The 22245-nt window shown below is 48.3% G+C and carries 18 protein-coding genes; 10 read left to right on the top strand and 8 right to left on the bottom strand.

What is annotated here, in order from left to right; all coding sequences use genetic code 11:
* Positions 1-19: 19 nt before the first annotated feature.
* Positions 20-145: a hypothetical protein gene (locus OXN25_03245; GenBank protein ID MDE0423869.1), complete on the bottom strand. Its 126-nt coding sequence runs from the start codon at positions 143-145 to the stop codon at positions 20-22.
* Positions 146-381: 236 nt separating this feature from the next.
* Positions 382-3279, bottom strand: coding sequence for a lamin tail domain-containing protein (locus tag OXN25_03240; GenBank protein MDE0423868.1), 2898 nt, complete (start codon positions 3277-3279; stop codon positions 382-384).
* A 654-nt stretch (positions 3280-3933) separates the two neighbouring features.
* Between OXN25_03240 and OXN25_03235 the strand changes: the two genes are divergently transcribed.
* The 3 genes from OXN25_03235 (at position 3934) to OXN25_03225 (ending at position 7739) form a co-directional block, all read left to right on the top strand.
* Positions 3934-5034, top strand: coding sequence for an Rpn family recombination-promoting nuclease/putative transposase (locus OXN25_03235; GenBank protein MDE0423867.1), 1101 nt, complete (start codon positions 3934-3936; stop codon positions 5032-5034).
* A gap of 160 nt (positions 5035-5194) precedes the next feature.
* Positions 5195-6817, top strand: coding sequence for an O-antigen ligase family protein (locus OXN25_03230; protein ID MDE0423866.1), 1623 nt, complete (start codon positions 5195-5197; stop codon positions 6815-6817).
* Positions 6792-7739, top strand: coding sequence for a hypothetical protein (locus OXN25_03225; GenBank protein MDE0423865.1), 948 nt, complete (start codon positions 6792-6794; stop codon positions 7737-7739). Before OXN25_03230 ends, OXN25_03225 begins: the two co-directional genes overlap by 26 nt.
* A 6-nt stretch (positions 7740-7745) precedes the next feature.
* Here OXN25_03225 and OXN25_03220 read toward each other — a convergent pair whose 3' ends face one another.
* The 5 genes from OXN25_03220 to OXN25_03200 all read right to left on the bottom strand — a co-directional run bounded on the left by OXN25_03220 (position 7746) and on the right by OXN25_03200 (position 9876).
* Positions 7746-8030: a PIN domain-containing protein gene (locus tag OXN25_03220; protein MDE0423864.1), complete on the bottom strand. Its 285-nt coding sequence runs from the start codon at positions 8028-8030 to the stop codon at positions 7746-7748.
* A gap of 113 nt (positions 8031-8143) precedes the next feature.
* Entirely contained in the window at positions 8144-8398 is a 255-nt protein-coding gene (locus tag OXN25_03215; GenBank protein ID MDE0423863.1) for a hypothetical protein, read from the bottom strand.
* Between the two features lie 61 nt (positions 8399-8459).
* Complete coding sequence (locus tag OXN25_03210; GenBank protein MDE0423862.1) at positions 8460-8633, bottom strand: hypothetical protein; 174 nt, start codon at positions 8631-8633, stop codon at positions 8460-8462.
* A 44-nt stretch (positions 8634-8677) separates the two neighbouring features.
* Positions 8678-9205, bottom strand: coding sequence for a class IV adenylate cyclase (locus OXN25_03205; GenBank protein MDE0423861.1), 528 nt, complete (start codon positions 9203-9205; stop codon positions 8678-8680).
* Positions 9206-9276: 71 nt separating this feature from the next.
* Positions 9277-9876 carry a hypothetical protein gene (locus OXN25_03200; protein MDE0423860.1) on the bottom strand — a complete coding sequence of 200 codons (600 nt, stop codon included), beginning with the start codon at positions 9874-9876 and terminating at the stop codon, positions 9277-9279.
* Between the two features lie 209 nt (positions 9877-10085).
* Between OXN25_03200 and OXN25_03195 the strand changes: the two genes are divergently transcribed.
* The 3 genes from OXN25_03195 to OXN25_03185 all read left to right on the top strand — a co-directional run bounded on the left by OXN25_03195 (position 10086) and on the right by OXN25_03185 (position 15620).
* A complete protein-coding gene (locus OXN25_03195; protein MDE0423859.1) occupies positions 10086-11123 on the top strand; it encodes an isochorismatase in 1038 nt (345 codons plus the stop codon).
* A gap of 90 nt (positions 11124-11213) precedes the next feature.
* Entirely contained in the window at positions 11214-12539 is a 1326-nt protein-coding gene (locus OXN25_03190; protein MDE0423858.1) for an MFS transporter, read from the top strand.
* A gap of 333 nt (positions 12540-12872) precedes the next feature.
* Complete coding sequence (locus OXN25_03185; protein MDE0423857.1) at positions 12873-15620, top strand: VWA domain-containing protein; 2748 nt, start codon at positions 12873-12875, stop codon at positions 15618-15620.
* Between the two features lies 1 nt (position 15621).
* On the opposite strand, the gene OXN25_03180 is transcribed toward OXN25_03185, so the two are convergent.
* Complete coding sequence (locus OXN25_03180) at positions 15622-17085, bottom strand: DUF839 domain-containing protein (GenBank protein ID MDE0423856.1); 1464 nt, start codon at positions 17083-17085, stop codon at positions 15622-15624.
* 390 nt (positions 17086-17475) lie between these two features.
* On the opposite strand from OXN25_03180, the gene OXN25_03175 reads away from it, so the two are divergent.
* From OXN25_03175 to leuS, 4 genes are all read left to right on the top strand, one after another.
* A complete protein-coding gene (locus OXN25_03175) occupies positions 17476-18489 on the top strand; it encodes a hypothetical protein (protein MDE0423855.1) in 1014 nt (337 codons plus the stop codon).
* A gap of 209 nt (positions 18490-18698) precedes the next feature.
* Positions 18699-19001, top strand: a complete 303-nt coding sequence (locus tag OXN25_03170; protein ID MDE0423854.1) for a hypothetical protein — start codon at positions 18699-18701, stop codon at positions 18999-19001.
* A gap of 197 nt (positions 19002-19198) precedes the next feature.
* A complete protein-coding gene (locus OXN25_03165; protein ID MDE0423853.1) occupies positions 19199-19396 on the top strand; it encodes a hypothetical protein in 198 nt (65 codons plus the stop codon).
* A 282-nt stretch (positions 19397-19678) separates the two neighbouring features.
* Entirely contained in the window at positions 19679-22231 is a 2553-nt protein-coding gene (gene leuS, locus OXN25_03160) for a leucine--tRNA ligase (GenBank protein ID MDE0423852.1), read from the top strand.
* The last annotated feature ends 14 nt before the right edge of the window (positions 22232-22245 follow it).

Genomic DNA, 22245 nt, shown 5'->3' with positions numbered 1-22245 from the left:
TCATCCTGTAAATCCCGCTTCAGACGATTTCCCATAATCCGCGTCCATCCGCCTCATCCGTGAAAATCCGAGATTCAGACAGATAAAGCCTTTTCGCCTGCGGGTGAGGTGCCGAGCCGTGCCACTTGATATCTTTGTAGCACAATCTTTAGATTGTGCATTTCATCACGCAAACTGAAGTTTGCGGTACAGCAACCGATACGCCCCTCCTCGTGCAAATCCCAATCATCCTATAAATCCTGCTTCAGACGATTTCCCATAATCCGCGATTCAGAAACGATGTAAAAAAATAAAGGCGGTGTAGGGATACACCGCCTTTATCGGTTGGTAGGTTAGTTCAAATAGATTGTATCCCTGAAATAACCTTGTTTGTCTCGCAGCTTAGTCAACATCTTTCAAATCACCCCAGGTCGTGGTGACCTTCCCTGCTGCAGAGACATGACCTTTCAGACGCGTCGTCGCAAGGCGCGTGCGCTTGCCGTCTAACGACACATCTTCGATTTGATAATAATAGACAACGTTGGGTTTCGCCGTGGTGTCCGTCCACTCGTAGACATGCTTTTCAGATGTCGTGCCGTGTCCGGGAACGATACCTTTGACGTTGACGACTGTGAATTCACCCGTCTTGCTTTCACTCCGCAGGATGTTGAATCCGGCGTTGTTCAATTCAGACTGTGTAATCCAACGGACGACGACGTGTCCAGTGGCGTCATCACGGACGGGACGGAAGCTGGAGAGCGAAACGGGCAGTGGACCACCGAGACGGTAGCCGGGGGTGCTGACATCATCGCGATGGCCGTAGTAACTGATACCCGCACCCGCAATATCGGATTGATTCCAAGAATCTACCATTATGCCATCAAGGGCTGCTTCGGGACCACTACCAATACTGCGGCTACCATATTGGCGTAGAAGCGACTGACGGGCTTCAGGATCGCGCATAGGCAGATCCCACATAATCACGCGCTCAGCACCCTTCACATCAACGTTCCCTGCTACATCGACCGGAACACCCGTTTGACGGTTCGCATCTTTGTCCCAAAGTTTCAGAACGAAACCTGTACGGCTCAGAAGCGTGCTTCTGCGACCCGCAGGCTCTAACCCTAACTCCGTACGATGTCGCTGATAAAGGTTATAGACACGATTACGTGCGACGTTGTTTGTAGCACTTCCTGAAACCAGCAAGAGCGTCTGGTTCGGTAGAATGATCGCACCATCTTCAAACTCGAAGATAGAGTCGACGTAGGACGCAACATCTTCCTTGTTGCGAATTTCCAGGTGCCATCCTTGGAGGTTAACCGCTTCTGTCATTGAGCTATTATAGAGTTCGACCCACTGGATGAGGTTCCAGCGTGGACCGGCATCATACATAATTTCGCTGATTGTGACCGTCGCAGTGGCAGCAGTTAAATCCGCGTTTTTGCCTTTGACAGCGTTGTTCGCATAACCGGGTGTACCCGGCGCAACTGCTAAATCTACACGGGCATCATAGCCGAGACCACCTTGATGACCGAAGGATTTCCAGTCGTCCTTGTGGAGCCTGTTGTCTCCGGTCTTCTGGGCATCCCGTCCGAAGGAGTTGTTCGCGGAAGCGAAGGTGTTATCACCACCGAAGTCACCGCCATCATCCCGGTCCCCCGGCACCGTCCAACCTTTGAGCGGAAATACATCCGTTTGATCGACTCTGGTTTTGTCGGTGACGGCGAAGAAACCGTTACCTGCGATATCAACAACCTTTTCATGGTTCGTCTTATCGTTGCCGTTCCGGAGAACGAGTAGGTATTTTCCGGTGTTGTTCAACTTCAGATCTGGATCAACGAAATACATGTGGCTCGCGCCTTTTTGGACGCGCTCATTGAGCGGATCCGCAATATTGACCCCATCTGCCAGAATGGTATCTGCGGGATCACGGTTATAGATAACCAAGAAACCCCCTGCGGGGATCTTCGCATAACCCGCATCGGGGAACTCTACGATCCGCTTATGATTCTTCGCAGCATCCGAATTGTTGTTGATGACCATATCGATCACCCACTTCTTGATTTCAACATCAGCAGTGCCGGTGTTGTGGAGTTCAATCCAGTCAAGATTGGCATCGGCTGTATCGTTACGGACTTCGTTGATAATAACAGAGGTAGCAGGCAGCGAAGCCGGAGCTTTCGCATAATCGATCTCTGTACCTACGGGAGGTCTGTGAACGGAACCGGGTGTACCGGTAAAGAACCCTGTCATGTTAAGGCGTCCTGAAGAGGCAGCCCAAGAACCGCCCGCACTGCCGTCGTTCCAACCAGCGACTTTGTATTCGCGATTCAAATCTACGAGATCATGTTTCCGATACATGGAGACGAGACGGGTCGGTTCAAACTCCAATGCTGCGTCTGCAGTGATTCCAGCACCCGAGCCACCGGTTTGAGCCGCTACTGGAAGGGAACCGCTGTTCCCGGGAATGCTGCCCCACCAATTAGAACCGAAGCGCGCTGTAGTGCTGATCATGTCAACGATGTAATACGTAACTTCATTATCCGCAGTACCAGGATCTGGATCATACGTTACTGTCTGTCCAAGACGATCCCTTCTGTTGTTCTCAGTGAAGATGAACAGCATTGTAGCATTATTAACACCACCAGTAGCTGGACCCTCTACCGCAACTGTCAAGGGATCGTCTACTACTCGCGTTGCATCCGGAAGCGTAAAATTATTGTAGATTTCAATCCATTGGGGCATTGCTCTGGGATCACCAGTAACAGACTCGTTCTCTCCCCACATAACCTCAGTCATGACGAAACGATGTGCATAGCTTTTATTGGCTTTTACACCTGTAGTACTGATCGCCAGTTCGATAGTACCCCCGTCACGAAGGATATGATACAGATTCGGGAACCTCTCGTCTTCAACCGAAACACCACCAATAGTAGGTCTTGGAGTCCGAGCAGCTGACGCTTCTGCCGTTATTATCGGTGTATTCGTAGTACTTCTGGCACCTGCTGCCGCTGGTATGACAAAGGTCCCTGAATCCGTACCTGCTTGTGCAACGATCCCATTGGCTGTTTCAATAGCTACTACGCTGGGTGTTGCAATAGGCATTTCAAAGACAGCAAAACCGTTGGCTTTTGGGAAAGTATTCGTCGTGCTGTTTACCGCAGTAGCAGTGGCATCACCACCGATTACCCGACTAATATAGGTCTTCTGTGCCTCTGCTGGTGTCGCAACAAAGATAAGCCCGACGGCTAACATTACAACTAAACTTGCTAAGGAAAATGTCAATTTCTTTGACAACATTACTTCTATTCTCCTTAATACTAAATATAAAGATAAACTTTTATCGGAGGCGCGGATTTTAGGATCCCCACCCTTCCGATGTCTCTAACACTATATACATAAGAATCTGTATCCAGAGATGTGGATATCTATTCTTTTTTGAACCTAACCTAATGTGCTGCATCGTGTGCAGCGATAACGAGGTGTTTTTCTTCGCTGCCTATTTGGATACAGCATCGTCCATTTTCAAACTTGTGCCGAGGGGGGCATTTATCCCCTGCGCGAGCCATGCCTTTAATAGATACGCGTTGTTTTCCTATTTCCCTTGTTACTTCTTATAATAGGAGAAACCCTTCGCGTCTCGGAAATCGACTCACATTCTGGCAAAACGTGTGTGAAAATTAACTTTGTAACACTCGTTGCTATTAAGTATAGGACATTTTACGTTAAACGTAACCTTCGCCGCAAATGCCAGGGGATGTCGTTCGCCTTTTTCCTCGCCTGGGGCTGATCGTGTCTACCTCCTTGTAATTGCGTTCGCTGGCAGCTTCTTTGAGAAATGTTGTGTTTCGGACGCGAAAAAGTGTTGACAAAAGGACCTGAAATGTGTTAGACTCTCTCATATAAGTAGGAGGCAGGTGCTGCGGATGCCCCCGTGTCCGAAGAGGAGAACGCATGTTAATAGAACGCGACCTGCGGGAGTTGTCGAATGTTTCGAGCCACCACTTCCCCGATAGGAGTGCGAAATGGCTGATCCGTCAGCGCGAACATCTTGAAGCGTTACTGAGAATGGTTGCAGGACAGATCGCCGATGCCCTTGACTTTGCACACGTCGAACAACTCAATCGAAGTTTCATCTCCGATGAACTGCGACCCCAAGAATCTGATATGGTCTTCAGGGTGCCGTTTCGGTCCCCGACGCAGACGCGTCAGGAAGTCATCGTCTATCTGCTCATAGAGCACCAATCCACAATCGATCCCTCCATGGCACTTCGCTTGCTCTCTTACATGATTCAGATATGGATGGAGGAGCGCCGGCAGTGGCAGGAAGAGAGACATCCACAGAGCGAGTGGCAGCTGACACCGATCGTGCCGATCGTCTTTTACACCGGTAAAGGCGCGTGGCGGGTCCCGCTCTCTCTGACCGCCCTCCTGGACATCCCGGAAGTCCTTACCCGTTTCGTCCCGACTTTCGACACCTTGCTCCTCGATGTCAAAGCCACGGACCCCGACGAACTGACAGAAGCCGGTCATCCGTTGGGATGGTTGTTGACTGTCTTACAGCATGAGGACTCCGATGCCCCTGTGATGCGGAAAGTCCTCCTTGAGGCTTTAGAAGGGCTCACGGACTTGCACACACACGATGCGGATCAGTATAGGCGTGCGATTTTGTATATTTTCCTACTCATTCTACACCGCAGAGACGCAGCTGAACATCAAGACTTACTTCGTATCCTCACCAAAGAGCATACACAGAATCAGGAGATCGTAGACATGGCAGCATCCATCATTGAACTCAGTGAACAACGCGGACATCAACTCGGTATTGAACAAGGTATTGAACAAGGTATTGAACAAGGTATTGAACAAGGGGCGCGTCGGACGAGTATCGAAAGCACACTCGCTATCCTCAACACTCGCTTCCCTGATGCTAACGTTCAGACGCTCACGCCTATCCTTGAAGCTATTGCGGACCTCAACCGACTCAAGCAACTCAATATCGAGGCATCTGTCGTAGACTCCTTTCACGCCTTCCAAGAACGCGTAGACGCATAAGCCGAAAGAAAAAGCGAGTTATCAGTTCATAAGAAACAACACATCTATTGAAGGATGTTTTTCATGGATCCTCTTTTCCGATTTAATGAATGAGCATTAACCACGCAGAAATCGTCCAAACTATAGGTTACCATAAATACCCCTAACCTTCTCTGTCCTTATGTCAGAACTGAAATTTCTGTTGCCTTCACGGTGGACATCGGCAAAAGTCTTTGGGACTGTAACCTATATCGGACTCTTCGTCTTTGTTTTAGCACTTCCCTTCGGTTACTCGACGGCGTTCCTTAACATCGGACTCTCGCTTGTGCTATTCGGATGGATCGGACGCATCGTTTCGGAACGGAAACTCGGCTGGCGACGGACCCCGCTCGACCTTCCTATCGCGTTGTTTTTAGGATCAGCCCTCATCGCATCCCTCTTCGCACCGCACCCTTCCACAAGCAGCCTCGGCTACTTTTGGAAATTACTGCGAGCGATCCTACTCTTCTATGCCGTTGTCCACAGTCGCTTGGGAACCCGATGGCGACACGTCGTCATTGTCTTTATCGCTACAGCGGGTATCTCTTCTACACTCGGGCTCTCGTATTACGTAAACGACACCCGTTTAGCACTCGACTTTATGGGACGAATTGGGTTACAATTTCAGGAGGAATTTACTGTAGCAGAAGGGTTCTCGGACGAATTACGTGCCGAATTGCGTACATGCCGTGTCCCGCTCTCGGAAACGGCTTTCCACGTAACCGACAGAAACCCGTCAGCGCAACCCGACACATGGCGTATTGACGATCCGGCGAGAGACAGACGCTACACAGTCCGTCCGGGTGAAACACACCTTATGGTATATATGATTGAGCAACGTCTCACGGGGACGTTCAAAATGCCCAATGACCTCGGTGCATACCTCGCGCTCAGCCTTCCATTCGTCATAGGCTACTTTGCTGTTGGTTTAATAGCCATCAGCGATCAGCGGTCAGCGGTCAGCGGTCAGCAGTGCGTCATCCGTAAAGATTCCTCTTTGCCGAAAACCGAAAACCGAAAACTGATAAGTATAACCGTAATATTAGGAATAATCTTAGTCTTGATGAGCGCGAATCTTGTCTTGACCTTGACGCGTGCGGCGTGGGTGAGTGTTACCCTCGCAATCATCTTCAGTGTCTCCTATCTTACCATCAGCACGCTGTCCACAACTATCCCATGGAAACGAGGCTTATTGGTATTGGTTTTAATGAGCATTGTGTGCTGTGTACTACTTCTGAATACAAATACTCGACAGATACTAATTGATATGGTGCCGCGGCACATCAAGACCCGTTTTCAGACCATGATTACGCATCCCACAGGCTTCATGAGTGAACGTCCACAGTGGTGGCGAATGTCCCTACAATTCATTCAGCAGTATCCACTTACCGGAATCGGACCCGGTAGATTTCGCTACGAGTACCAACTAAACGGACCCCCTGAACAATACGACACGCCTTATCACGCACATAACATCTATTTGCACATCGCCGCCGAGCAGGGGATTCCATCGCTTTTGCTGTTTTTGTGGATAGTAGCGATCATCTGCCAATCTATATTCGCCATGCGGCAGGCAACAGATTTTTGGGGGATGGGGACCTTTATCGGCGCGAGCGGATTCCTCATTTCTGCGCTTGTTTACGGGCTTGCAGATAACATTCTACATCAACGCACAGTGTTGCTTTTCTGGTTTATCATCGGCATAATTTTTTATTCACAACTATCAAAGGACACAAAATATGAAAAAAACTCGGACACCGGTTGATCTATCTTCCGTGACAACCTATCCACTCAAGGAACGTATCAATAAAGTCTCGGTTCACGATTTTGCGACGCTGCCAGAATCAGAGACGGATATTTCCGTATTTTTAGCGAGCCTCCCGAAAATTCTCAAAGGATCAGATTTCTTAGCACTCGTCGACGATATCGTCACAGCGCATCAGCGCAAGAAACCCGTTATCGTAATGATGGGTGGCCATGTCATCAAATGCGGATTGAGCCCACTCCTCATCGCTTTGGCGAAACGTGGTGTGATTACCGGGTTTGCCTTTAACGGCGCGAGCAGTATCCACGATTTCGAGATTGCCCTTATCGGGGAAACCTCTGAGGATGTCTCTGTGTATCTTCAGACCGGACAATTCGGGATGTGGGAGGAGACTGGACGTTTGATGAACACGGCAATTCAGCACGCTGCGGATACAGGTATGGGGATGGGCGAAGCGTTAGGTCAGCAGCTCGTAGAGATGAACGCGCCTTATAACGCGGCGAGTCTCCTTGCTACCGGTGTCCAATACGATGTCCCAATTACGGTGCATGTCGCTATCGGCACAGACATTATCCACCAGCATCCTGCAGCGAACGGTGCTGCCATCGGTGCTGCGAGTTTTACGGATTTTTGCCTGTTGACGGCGTTGGTAAAGGAATTAGAGGGAGGTGGGGTCGTGCTCAATTTGGGTTCAGCTGTGATTTTGCCGGAGGTCTTTTTGAAGGCTTTAACAATCGCGCGAAATTTAGGGAATACGGTATCCCATTTCACGACTGCTAATTTTGACATGAATCAGCAATATCGTCCTGTAGAGAATGTCGTCAAACGTCCGACGGAGATGGGAGGGAAAGGCTATACGTTCACGGGACACCACGAGTTGATGATTCCGCTTCTGGTGCAGGCAGTGCTTTCGCGGCTATAAGGAATTTTACCGTAATTGCACGAGAATATCTGCTGCTCTGACAATAAGAATATCTTGATAACTTTGGAGAGGAAGGAGATGCTTTCGATCACCAGTAACGATGTGAGTAGCACCAGCGACAATAGCACACTCTATTATCTTGTCGTCATCAGGATCCGTGGTGACCCCTCGGAGTTGGTTGGGAATTCTCACCGTCCGAAGAAAACTGAGGAGATTCGTAACTATTTCCGAGATCTGCAATGGAGGGACATTTAACTTGGTAGTCAACTTTTCTTCAAACTCATCAAGTATTTCAGAACATGTTATTCCTACAACTTTATCACTCTTTGCAAGTTTAATGCAATCGTAGGGAACGCCGCCCTAAATCATACCTGATATCAAAACATTTGTATCATAAACTACTATCAGCTGCATTCCCTGTCCTCATGAACAAGGTCATCAATAAAGTCCTCTCGTTCCTCTTCTGTCATGGTGTCCCAATTCAATCCTCGGGATGCACAGAGCTGTCGGACCTGCGACTCGGCATATTTCATCCGCTCTTCTTCACCGACACTGGTTCTCTCTGCAAGCGCAACCAAGACTGCCCGTTTTTCTTTTGGGGGCATCTGCTGGATAAAATCGATAAGCTGTTCGGTTGTTAACTCAATAGTTGCATTCATTCTATAATTTCTCCTTTGGAAGAAAAAATTACCTACTAACACAAACAACACAGAAGATACACTATTGCCCTCTCCTGCGTTGGAACGTCCTTTTTAATTCTGCTAACAATGCTCGGCGCGCCCGCAATTGTGGTAAAGACGGAATGTGCAAGTAGATCCTTAGGAGTTTGCCCCGTTTCGCACGATCCGCATCCGTGTAAGTTTCCAAAATCTTTTGATATATTGAACCGTCCATCTCAAATCCCTCCGGTCTCTATGAGATAGTGTCACCCAAATCAGTCACGACCTTTGCACAATGAGATCGCTGTAGGAAACAGCAACCGGGTCGGTAGTGTCTAAGCGAAGTATGGTTTTAACGTGTTGATGTTCGTTTACGGCTTCAGTTTTAGTTTGTCCCTGAAACACCGTCTCCAATTCAACGAATTGCCCTAAATCAGCAACCGTATCAAGGTGGATACGCGTGTGATTGAACATCCAAAGTTCTCGCTGTTTCTTGACAATTGCTTTGATACCCAGCGCGGCGGTTAGGAACGCTTTGAGGGTTACGGGATTAACGATCTCACAGAGTTGGTACTGACTGTAGCGGGACGCCTCCATGTTCGGACGTTCATAATAGATGAGCCACGCCTCTGTTATCTCATCAATTTCACGTAGTTTAAGACGAGGTTGGCACTTTTCCGACGGTACATAAAAATACGTATCAATTTGACGCACAGTTTCATGATATGTTGCATTTAAGTCAGCCAATCTTGGATAGAAACTCTCAAGCGACTGACACTGTGCCTTGAACTCTAAATTTGTTGCCATATTTGATCAGATATAACGTTAAGCACGCCTCATCAGACTGGGTAGGTGCGGTTTCCCAACCGCACTGGGCATCATTCCAGGTCTCTAATGTCTTCATCAGATTCAAAACCGTCAATACACGAGCGATTGCAGCGTTCTCCATGCGCCAACAACCAACAAACCTCATGTCGTAACTGAAGTGAACTCATCAGACAGGTACGCAACTGCTCTGGATCGAAATCGCGTCCTAATAGAAAACTGTAGCTGCCCAAACGCATCACGTGTCGTCCGGCATTGTTATTACGGACAATAGGAACAATTTTCACGTGAGGCTGATACCTCTCAACATATTCAAAGAGTCTCCAGCGCGAGCGCCGCAAACAATCAGGGATTACCATCTGATATTTTGCCACCTTCAGCATACCGATGGCTTCTCCAGTGCGTTCTGGAATATCGCATCCGTAGCCTGCAGAATGAACGAGATCCCTCACCTTATAATGTAAATCCTCGTTCCTTGAGAGGAACATCACATCGCCTTGTAATTCAGAGATGCCGAAATCCTCTTGAATATCAAGGGGAATACGTGCCTCCCGAGTCCGCCAATCCAAGGTTCGACGCGCCCGCCTCACCCGCTCGTTGACATCGTCAAGTCTCTCTTCCAAATCTGGGAGTGGCTTAAAAAATTTTCGCATTTTGTTTCTGCAAGCCCTTTGGTCAAAAAAATAGGAATCGATTACTGCTTTCTATTGTAGCACACCTCTTTGACGTACATCAACCAATTTTGTTGATAAAAACCGCGACATGCTATAAAATTAGGGCATTCAGAGATCAGTAATTAGCAGACAGCAGTTAGGGCGTTCGCTACCTGCTAACAAACGAGTCGCGAAATAGGAGCATCACAATGCCTACACTACAACTCCCACTCCCACCACATTTCGATGCAGATCGGGTAGACAAAGTTTGGCGGATTCCCTATCAAGAACGCCAAGGTGAAGCACAAGAGTGGGCACGGAAACACGCAATCCGCCCGGCATCGGAGGATACGTTTCGGACGTTTCTGCTACTCGTCGATGTCCAAAATACATTCTGTATCCCGGACTACGAACTTTTCGTTGGTGGAAGATCTGGGAATGGTGCCGTAGAAGATAATATCCGCTTGTGTCAATTCATCTATCGCAATCTACCAAATATCAGCAAAATCGCTTGCACGATGGATACACACACAGCGATGCAGATATTTCACGAAGTCTTCTGGATCAACGATGCCGGTGAACACCCCACACCCCTACAGACCCTGATTACACAAGAAGACATCGAAACAGGTAAATGGCGCGTCAATCCTGCGGTTGCGGAAAGCCTGATGGGAGACCAAAATCGGTACGAATGGCTCAAGGCTTACGGTGAACACTATGTCAAAACCCTCACAGCAGAGGGGAAATACCCGCTTGCGATATGGCCCTACCATGCAATGCTCGGTGGGATTGGGCATGCCGTTGTCTCTGCTGTTGATGAAGCCTGCTTTTTCCATACAATCGCACGTAAGACACAGATACATTACGAAATTAAAGGACAGAATCCGTTAACGGAAAACTATTCCGTCTTGCGTCCGGAAGTCCTTAACGATGCCGATGGAAAACCGATCGCTGAAAGAAACACCACCTTCCTACAAATGCTTCTCGAATACGATCGAGTGATTGTCGCTGGACAGGCAAAAAGCCACTGCGTCGCATGGACCGTTAGCGACTTGCTCGAAGAGATTCAGCAAACGGATATTGAATTGGCAAAGAAAATCTATCTTGTGGATGACCTAACTTCACCCGTTGTTGTGCCAGGTATAGTGGACTATACAGAACCTGCAGACGCTGTTTTTGCCAAAGTTTCGGATGCAGGGATGCATGTGGTGCAGTCAACAGAGATGATTGCGGAGTGGGTTAAGTAGCAACTTGGGTCATTACTGAAGAAGGCTTAGAATGATCGAAAATCTGTCCGAAACGAAGTGGAGGACAGTCCAGGAGTAAGAAATTAAAAAATGGAAAATAGACAAACAGGATTCGGAACTTACGTGCGCTTGTCAGGGATGATGTTTCTCCAGTTCGCTATATGGGGCGCATGGGCAGTACTTATTGCTGGACACATGCAAAACCTCGGATTCACCGGCAAACAGATTAGCTACGTCTTCGGCACGACCGCCATCGGTTCAATGATTTCTCCAATCATCGCTGGCTGGATTGCGGACCGATTAATGCCTGCTCAGGTGTTCGCAGCGATCTCACACTTACTCGGCGGTGTCTGTCTGCTTTTCGCCTGGAGACAGACAAGCTTCCCGATGATGTGGGGCGCGATTTTCCTGCATGCCGTCCTCTACATGCCCACGATCGCACTGACCAACGCTATCGCTTTCCACCACATGGGACAATCAGATAAATTTGGTAATATTCGGGTCTTTGGGACGTTTGGCTGGATTGCGATTAATTGGGCGTTGAGCCTGTATCTACGGTACTGCGAAGGCCAAGCGATAAACCTTTCATTCATCTCTGACTGGTTCTCCTTCTTAGGTAATGTTGTTTCTTTTCTCATCAATCACCTTCTTGATGGGGCTGTCTCCGACTGCCTCTTCTTCGGTGCCATCCTTTCCTTTATTATGGGCATCTACTGCCTGACACTTCCCAACACACCGCCAAGCAAAGAGGCAAAGAACCCGTATGCATTTCTTGAAGCGTTCTCTCTCGTCTCAAACCGAAATTTCGCTGTGCTTCTGATTATCTCCTTCGTTGTTGCCATTGAACTTCCCTTCTATTACAACTTGACCTATCTCTTCCTAACCGAAGCAGAGCATGGCGTTGGATTGGCAGGGAGTAGTGCCAATTTTGCAATGAGCCTCGGACAAGTTGCTGAGGTTGCACTTATGCTCCTCCTATTCCCGTGCCTACGGTGGTTTGGGATGCGGTGGACAATCTTCTTGGGGATCCTCGCGTGGCCCGTTCGGTACGCCATTTTCGCCATAGGTCAACCGGTGTGGTTAGTTGTTGGCGCGCAAACCCTACACGGGATCTGTTACTCGTTCTTCTTCGTTGGTGGAATGATTGCAGTAGAGCGGTTGAGTTCACAAGATATCCGAGCGAGTTCTCAATCCCTGCTCCTTTTTGTTACCAACGGGTTCGGGATGTTAGTCGGACATATCATCAGCGGACGCGTCCACGACTTTTTCGCCTACGCTGACGGTGGACACGCCTGGGCAAAAATCTTCATGGTGCCTATCGTTGTAACAGTCTTTGCCGCAATTGCCTTCATTGCGTTATTCGACGAGCAGAAGTATCAAGCAGACGCGGAAGCAATGGGACAAAATTCTACATAGTGCAAAATTGAGGTAAGAAATTATGTCAACGGATAAAACACTTGCGTTTTATCCGACTGGCGGCAAGCTAAGGATTTCAGCAAGGCGAAATCGCGTTGTGCCAGCGTTACAACATGTCACATGCCGCGGAAACACAAACAGCAGAAGCATATTTTGAAGAACTTCGTTGATCGCTGCTGGTTGTCAGGCTGTTCCGCTTTCAGGACGTTCCGCTGCACACTAAGATGTCAGTAACTTAACTTGTATCATGAAAAGACGCTCTAATAAGCAAACGCCCTGCTGACCGCTGAAAGCCTACGCAGTAGGCGACCTGACTGCTGACGGCTAAATATTATGTTTGATTTCCGAGCACCCCTTTTCTTAATTCTACTCGCTGCAATCCCGTTACTAATTTTTCTGCAACGACGGGCACACCGCAGCACAGCGCAGTGGCGAAAAAGCGCGATCTTCTTCCTCAGAGGTACCGCGCTTTTATGCGCTATCTTCGCCTTAGCCGATCTGCACCGAACCCATAAAGAACAACGTCTCGCAGTCGTTTTCCTGATTGATACCTCCGAAAGCATCCCATCTATACAACACGAAAAGGCACTCAAAAAGATAAACGCCGCTGTCGCGAGTTTAAAACCTACTGATCGGTTCGGTATTATCAACTTCGCGAGGGAGACCGCTATCCTACGAGAAATCCGTTCTAAACAAGACCTACCCGTTGCAGATGCGTCTGTAGCGTCAGTGGAAACACTCGCGGAACAGACGTTCCAGCGAGACGGCACGGATATCCTCACAGCACTCAAACGCGCAATTGCCCTCTTGCCAGACAATTATCATCGACGGATCGTACTGTTCAGCGACGGCATACATAACGCTGGCGGGACACCCATCAAAGACTACCTACCGCTGCTCTCTGCAAGCGATGTTGAAATATTAACAATCCCACTCGAAACTATCAAGGATGCCGTTCAAGTGGTGCAGCTGCAACTCCCCGCTGAAGTCCACAAAGGACAACATTTTGGAATCGACGTAGTGATTGAAACCGACGGGAGTATCCCAAACCTGAACGCCACCCTCTATCGCGAAGACACCCCGATTGACGAATTTGAATGGACATTACCGAGCGGCAGATATGTACGCTCTTTACTGACAGAACAGATTTCGGAAGAAGGAAGTCATACGTACCGACTGAAGTTGAACGTAACCGATGAAATTCCAGAAAACAATCAGGCGGATGCCGTTGTGCAAATTCAGGACAAACCCCAGGTTACCGTATACACAGAAGGTAATTTGTCAAACACTACGCCCCTTAAAACCGTTCTTGAGGAAAATGGCTTCAGTGTGGAGGTAATGTTCGCAACGGAGATGCCGACAGAACTTGTAGCACTCCAACGCAGCGATGTTCTGATACTGAACAACGTCCCTGCAGATGCGCTTTCGGTGGAACAACAACAACACATCGAAAATTACGTCCGCGACCTCGGACACGGATTGGTTGTTATCGGTGGAAGGCGTGCCTATGGACCTGGCGGCTATACCGATACGGCGTTGGAACGGACACTCCCGATAGAGATGACCCCACGTGAACGCAAGGACGCTGTCGCTATTGTCTTTGTGCTGGATACATCGGGGAGTATGGCGAACTACGTCGGGGCGCGACAGAAAATCCAACTCGCCATTGAAGGGGTCCGTACCGGTATCCGTAACCTCGACGAAGAAGATATGGCTGGCATCCTCGGTTTCAATACTGATGTTCATCGCATTTCTGACCTCATTTCCGACCAGAATGCGCTGATCTTTGCCGTGAGCAAACTCCGTCCAACGGGTGGCACTACGAAGATAAAAGATGCCACTGAGAAGGCGTACGAGATGCTCAAAGCAAACGAGGCAAAACGGAAGCATATCGTCCTCTTATCCGACGGTAAATCCGATGGTGCGGAATCTGCTTTTCTTGAACTCGCAGCGCAGATCGCTGAGGCACGCATCAGCCTCACAACAATAGCAATAGGCGATGCCAATAGACAACTCCTTACGAAAGTCGCAGAAACAGGCGGTGGACATCCTGTTTTTGTTGAAAATATCCAGCAGCTGCCGGAGGTCTTGACAGAAGCCGTCCGAGAGACCCGGCGTTACATCGTTCAAGAACCCTTTCAACCTGTTATTGCTGTTCCAGAAGAACCGATTGTTGCAGGCATCGACACACCTCCGGAACTTCTGGGTTACGTTTCAACAACAGAAAAGGGAGCCTCCCAAGTTTTCATCCGCTCACACAAAGACGAACCGATCCTTGCAGGTTGGAATTTCGGATTGGGGAAATCGGTTGCGTGGACATCAGACGCTCAACCCGTATGGGCGAAAGCGTGGATTTCGTGGGAAAACTTTGGGAAGTTTTGGGGACAGACTATCAACTGGGTACTTCCAGCAACAGATACGGATGCTGATTTCGATCTCTCGGTATCACTTCGGCACGGTGTGGCGCAAGCCAATATTGATACACGCACAGCGTCGCAAGCATCGTATAAACTTCACGTTGTAGGCCCGGATGGTACAAGCGAATCGGTTGAAATGCAACAGGGAACACCGACGCGTTACAGCGGCACATTTCAGATGCCCAACAGTGGTGCCTATATTGTTACTGCTCAGCGTGAAGGCGATGCCCACAGGCGTACCGAAGTTTTGTCGCTCTCTTACCCGGCAGAATACGCCGAATTTGAAGTCAATACGGTTCTGCTAAAGATGCTTGCTGCTGGCACGACTGGTATTTATGAACCGACACCGACTCAGATAACGAAACCGGCAGGTACACCCGTCGAGAAGGAGGTCTCACTGGCACGAGTGTTGTTAGTCGCTGCGGTTCTCTTGTTCGTATTAGAGATGATTCTTCGGCGTTTCAGCATAACAAATAGACATTTGACTGCGTTTTTTGAGCAATTGCGCGGAAAACTTATTGACGAATCGATCAGTCCCCAAACAATAGGTACACCTGTGAGCGTTGCACCTTCGGACCAACGCGTCCCAGCAGACACAATACCTCCACAACCTGCAGAAGCAACGATGACCCGATTATTAGCCGCCAAAAAACGTGCACGTTAGACTATACAAGCGGACGCTGGCGAATTTCGTGCCAAGGACCGGTAATCGCCAGTGTAATCCCGTGACTCTGTATGTTCACAAAGAGCGTCGTGCCGTCAGGCGAGAACGTCGCACCCGCAAGTTCAGACATATTGCCCGAATTCCGAGCAAACTTATAAAGATGCCCTTCAGGCGTGACACCAACCAAGAACTCTTCTTCGGGACCGTCTTCACAGATAATAAGATCTCCCCACGGCGCGACTGTCAGGTTATCGGCGTTTTCCATGAGATTCCTGTCGTTTGGCTCAATGAAGAGTTGAAGCGTTCCCGGTTCTTGCTCCTCACGATTCGTCCCTTCATAAGGACTCGGTATATACTTCCAGATCTGGCCCTTGTACGCAATACCACCATTCGTGCAAGCGATATAAAATTCTCCCGTTTCGGATCCACTCCCATACCATATCCCTTCACCGCGTGCAAACTTTGCCGCCCCTTTATCTTCGTTTCCCTGTATGCGGAGATCGTCATCCGGGGATGCTATATTCTCAACATCCACCCATTCGACTGCAAGTGTCTCTCCAACTGGAACTGGATTATACATCCAGCGAAAAATCTTCTGCATCCGGCTCTGCCAGTTCCGAGTATCCGCACCTTTGAGGTCGCGGATTTTTAGTGCTTGAAGTTTACCACCTGCAGCGAGTTCACCCGGTGTGTCCGGAATAAACCGATAAATTAAACTATCGCCTCTGTCTTCGGTTTGATAGACAATCCCCGTCTTAGGATCAACGGCAACGGCTTCATGATTGAAACGTCCCATCGCTTTCAAGGGGATGGGGTCAGTCAATCCTATCTCAGCAGTGACCGGGACCTCAAAGTTATATCCGTGATCTACTTCATAAGTCGTTTCTGGATCCGCCTTTTGCATAGTCTCTTCACAGGTAATCCATGTATTCCAAGGTGTGAGACCGCCAGCGCAATTTCGGATTGTTCCTACCAGACTCAAGAAATGCTTCTCCAATGTCTGCGTTTTCGTGTCATAGACGAGCGTTGTCGTGCCACCGAGGCATGGCAGTTCACCTGATCCAGCGTCATAGAATTTACCAACGGCAGCGCGTTCAATTTTCTCGTTATTCCATCCAAACGCGCCAACTGATTTGCTAGTCGCCTGCAATTCGTGATTGCGAATGAGAATAGTTTTGCCGTTGGGACCTGGGTAAGCCGCCATGCCGTCGTGTGCACCTGGCACCCAAAGCCCATCATCCATCAGTTCGCCTGTTCTCGAAAAGGCGTGAGCGGTAAACCCTTCTGGAAGATCAAGGAGGCGATTTGGACTCGGCTTGAATTCAAAGGGTGGCGGAGGTCCGAAGCCTGGCACCTTTTGAATCAGTGTCCGGCTACACCCCAAAAATCCGAGACTGACCGCTGCAGAGGCGGTCACAAGTGTACCCAAGCGTAGAAACTGTCGTCGAGATAACCTATTCTTCATAAATTTCTCCTCATCAAGGCACTAAAGAGATACCAAAAGCTCCCGTATTTAGATGCAACATTTTTTATCTGTAAAGTATAACTTTACTATTTTACAATATTTTTAAAATTTTTTCAAAAGTTTGTGACATGTTGCCGGACAATAGCCGCTTCTGGTTCAAACTCCCACAATTACGTTGTTACCAAACAAAACTGAGAAACCTTAGCAAGGGTGAAAGCAAATACTCAGGTTAGGACAAATCCTTCGTCTTGCATCATCCTTAAAAAAATGCTTGACACGCTTTAATATTTCTCATAAAATTCCAATTATTGGAAAAAGGTCCGATGCGCCGATTGAACATAGGGTATACAATCCACGACTTAAGGTAATATTCCAAGGAGCTGCGGCCTTATGAAAATCACTGGCATTGAATACCGAACCGTATCTATCCCGTTTGTTCCGGCAATACAGGAGCACTGGGACATGGATTATCCAACCACTTTGGTATGGGTCCACACGGACGAAGGTCTCACAGGATTGGGAGAAAGCAATTCTCTGAATAGCAATATTACAGACCAAGCGGATGCCATTGCCGAAAGGTATGTCGGTAAAAACCTTTGGGATATTGATCTGGCTTCGGAGTCATTTGCTTTCCAATGCGCCTTTTACGACTTGGCAGGACAAGCGTTAGGGGTGCCTGCTCATAAGTTAATCGGCGAAAAATATAGAGACAGGGTTGAACTCGCCTACTGGTCGCCACCAATGCCAGCAGAGGTAACGGCGGCGGAGGCGGAACGTGCTGCAAAGATGGGATTTCGGGTGCATAAACTCAAGGCTCGAAGCGCAAACATCGTCGAAACCGCCCGGTTAATCAGAGACGCGTGTGGTCCTGATTTCCAGATTCGTGTCGATCCAAATACGGAATTCGGGGATTTAGAGACCGGGCTCCGGCTCGCACGGGAGTTGCGACCCTATAACGTCGAGGTCTATGAGGACCCAATTCGGTTCGAGAACTTGTCTTGGTACCGTCGGCTTCGAGAAGAAGTAGAGGTACCGGTTGCTCGACATCTTGGGGCACCGCAAGGGATTTTAGAGAACATCCGCGCAGATGCAGTGGATGCTGTCAATATGGGTGGGAACGTCGCGGGACTGCGAAAAAGTGCCGCTGTTGCTGAAGCCGCAGACTTGCCAATTTGGGTGCAGATCTTCGCGTTCGGTTCCTGTGTCGCTTCGACCTTCGCCGCACATATCGCATGTACACTGCCAAACTGCACGATGCCAATCGATGAACTTCCACATATCCGTGTTGACGATTTATCCGGCGGTAGTATGGACCTCTCTAACGGCGCAATCACACTGATAGAAGAACCTGGATTGGGGGTCAGTCTCGACATGAATGCTGTTGAACGGTATCAAATCCGTTAGGCATAGCATTCAAACCCAAAAGATTAAAGCCTATTTCTTCTACCACATTAAAGTCATATTGAATCATTTATAAAACAATTTTTTATTTCCGTATTCATATATTATTTATGTCAATTATAGATTTCCTCAAGCAATTTGGGAATTGCTATGTAGATTGTATTTGACTTAAAGGCGATCTACAGCAGATAAACATATAAAGGAGATTTTCTGTGTTTATTGAGATTATCAATCCGAAGGGTAGACATCAAACATCCTACAAAGGAATGGTAAATATTACCTACATCCAACAGGTAAAAATAATTAGGGCAAAGAATGATTCTTACGAGATACATATTAATTTAGTCGACTCACCCAGCATAGAGTTCCTCGGTACGAAAGCAGAATGCGAGGAAACCTACAAGATGCTGCAGCGAGTATTGGAAAAACATGAAATGTCCATAGCGAAAAAGATTGTTTTTCCACCACCATCAAAACTATCAGAGCAGGAGAGCGAGAAAAAACAAAACGCCTGAAAATACGGTCGTTTGAAACCAAATCCGCCACTCCAACGTTTCTATCTTTAGCATATAAATGGTTATTTTCCTGAAGATATCTATCGTCGAATGCAACATATTAATGTTAAGAGATTATAATGACGTAGGATATATTGGCTGAAACGTTGAGAAGATCTTCTCTCAGGTGTGCAATAAACAACTGTACAAGGAGAGGTATGATGATTTCAGAAGGGCACTGGAAAGTGCTACAGAAAACAAACCGTATGCTGACCTTGAATTGGGAAACGCTTGTTAAAGCGCGAATTGAAGGCAATCAGAAACGGATAAAGTTGGCTGAGATGAGTTATTTTCAGTCGTTACGGAGTGTTCTCTCTGCCACGCAAAATGCGGTAGTAACAGAGCGAGCGCAATAACACAGTGTAAATCTGGAATATTAGGTATTTATTGACGGACAACCGCTAGCGGATTCTCCACTCCCGCCTTTTCCCCTTTAAAATCGGTAGGCGAGGTTCCTTAACCTCGCCTTTTCTTTTTTCACCTCTCGCCAAAACCCGAAAAATCCGCCTCATCCGAGATTCAAACAACCCATAACTAATGGAAGGAGAACGACTCTATCTTGACAATCAAGCGAAGTTGTGGTAGAATTTATATCATCAAGCCAATACCAAAAGGCTGAAAAAGGAGCAGGACGCGAAATGGAGAATCATCCTTATGCCCCGGCGAGAATAGAGCCGCATTGGCAAGCCGAGTGGCAAAAAAAAGAAGCATTTAAAATTCCAAACGATATCGAAACATTAAAGACCAAGCCGAAATTTTATGTACTTGGCATGTTCCCATATACCTCAGGTGCTGGGCTGCACGTGGGTCACTCGAAAAACTACTTGCCTACCGATGTTCTTGCGAATTTCCGACGTATGCAGGGCTATCACGTCATGCATCCGATGGGTTGGGATGCCTTCGGTCTCCCAACGGAGCGGTTCGCAGTGCGCGAAAACGAACATCCAATAGATATCACCCGACGAAACACGGACACCTTCCGGCACCAGATGCAACGTATCGGTTTCTCGTACGATTGGTCGCGTGAAATTGATACCTCCCTACCGGATTATTACAGGTGGACACAATGGATTTTTCTCCGTCTCTATGAAAAAGATCTTGCATACCTCGCCGATGTCCCGGTGAACTGGTGTCCCGCGTTGGGAACTGTCCTCTCAAATGAAGAGGTCAAAGATGGGAAATATGTTGAAACTGGTGACCCTGTTGAACGCCGCCTCATGCGGCAGTGGATGCTCAAAATCACTGCCTATGCCGACCAATTGCTGGAAGACTTAGATTTATTGGATTGGCCTGATGGACTCAAGGAGATGCAACGGCACTGGATCGGTAAGTCGGAAGGGGCAGACATCACCTTCAGCATCAAAGACAGCGATAAGACTTTCACAGTTTTCACGACCCGTCCGGATACGCTGTTCGGTGCCACTTATTGCGTGCTGGCACCCGAACACCCGCTCGTCTCAGAAATCACACATCCTGATGCGGCACCGACTGTTAGTGCTTACGTTAAGGAGGCTATCAACAAATCCGACCTCCAGCGCACCGACCTCGCCACTGAAAAGACGGGGGTATTCACAGGTGCTTACGCTATCAACCCATGTAACAATACGCCTATCCCAATCTGGGTTGCGGATTACGTCCTTATGACTTATGGCACGGGTGCCATCATGGCGGTCCCGGGACACGACGAACGTGACCATGAATTCGCTTCAACTTTTGATATTCCTATTATTGAGGTTATCAAGGGCGGCAAAAAGCCTATTGAAGAAGCACCTTTTGAAGGCGATGGTGTCTGTGTTAATTCTGATTTCCTCAACGGCTTGCGGGTTGATGCGGCGAAGGAGAAGATGATTATATGGCTCGAAAGTGAAGGGAGAGGCAAGCGGCAGGTTCAATATCGTTTACGCGACTGGCTCTTCTCGCGACAACGGTATTGGGGGGAACCTTTCCCACTTGCCCATCTTGAAGATGGCACCATCGTTCAACTGCCTGACGAAGATCTACCCCTCGAACTTCCACCTATTGATGCTTACAAGCCGACAGAAGATGGGCAACCCCCGCTTGCTCGTGCTGGATCCGAGTGGTTGAACGTGACGCTACCAGACGGACGAACCGCGACGCGGGAAACGAATATCATGCCGCAGTGGGCGGGTTCTTGCTGGTACTATCTCCGTTTCCTTGATGCCCACAATGTTGAAGCACCTTTTGACTCGGCACTTGAACAATATTGGATGCCTGTTGACCTTTACCTGGGTGGTGCAGAACATGCAGTACTCCATCTACTCTACGCCCGGTTTTGGCATAAAGTTTTGTATGATTGTGGTTTAGTTTCAACGAAAGAGCCTTTCCAAGGTTTGGTCAACCAAGGTACGATCCTCGCTGAATCTTATCAAGATGCCCGAGGCAAGTACTATTATCCGCACGAAGTCGAGCAGAATGATGGAAAAGCGGTTGTGAAAACCTCTGGTACACCACTCAATGTGCAAATAGAAAAGATGTCTAAATCCCGTTTTAATGTCATCAACTCAGACGATGTGATTGATAAATACGGTGCGGATGCAATTCGGCTTTATCTGCTGTTCATTGGACCTGTTACAGCCAGTACGCCGTGGCAAGATGCCGGGGTGGAGGGGGTCTACCGATTCCTGCAACGCGTCTGGCGACTTGTTGTGAATGAAGAGAACGGTGAACTCAGCGAGAAACTCACCGACGCTGATGGCATAACGGCACCTGAACTTTGGCGCGAACTCCACCAAACTATCAAACAGGTAACAGAAGACACTGAATCCATTGATAAGATGAACACGGCAATTAGTCAGATGATGATTTTCGTTAACGCTGCCACACAAGCGAAATCGCTGCCGAGAGAAACCTTGAAGGCGTTCTTGCATCTGCTTTCGCCTTACGCGCCGCACATCGCACAAGAATTGTGGCACCGTCTCGGTGAAACAGGATTCATTGCACATGAACAGTGGCCCACACACGACGAGGCAGTCCTGACAAGTGCAACTACAACCATAATCGTACAGGTCAACGGGAAACTCCGTAACCGGCTCCAACTACCTGCCGATGCAACCGACAAAGAGATTGAAGCAGCAGCACTCGCAGATGATCGGGTTCAACGGTTTACTGATGGCAAACCGATTCGGAAGGTCATCGTCGTACCAAACCGTCTTATTAACATCGTTGTTTAAAAAGCGAAAACCAC

Source organism: Candidatus Poribacteria bacterium, from assembly GCA_028820845.1.
GTDB lineage: Bacteria > Poribacteria > WGA-4E > WGA-4E > WGA-3G > WGA-3G.
The sequence above is the reverse complement of the archived record's forward strand: the minus strand, read 5'-3'. Positions and strand labels throughout refer to the sequence as shown.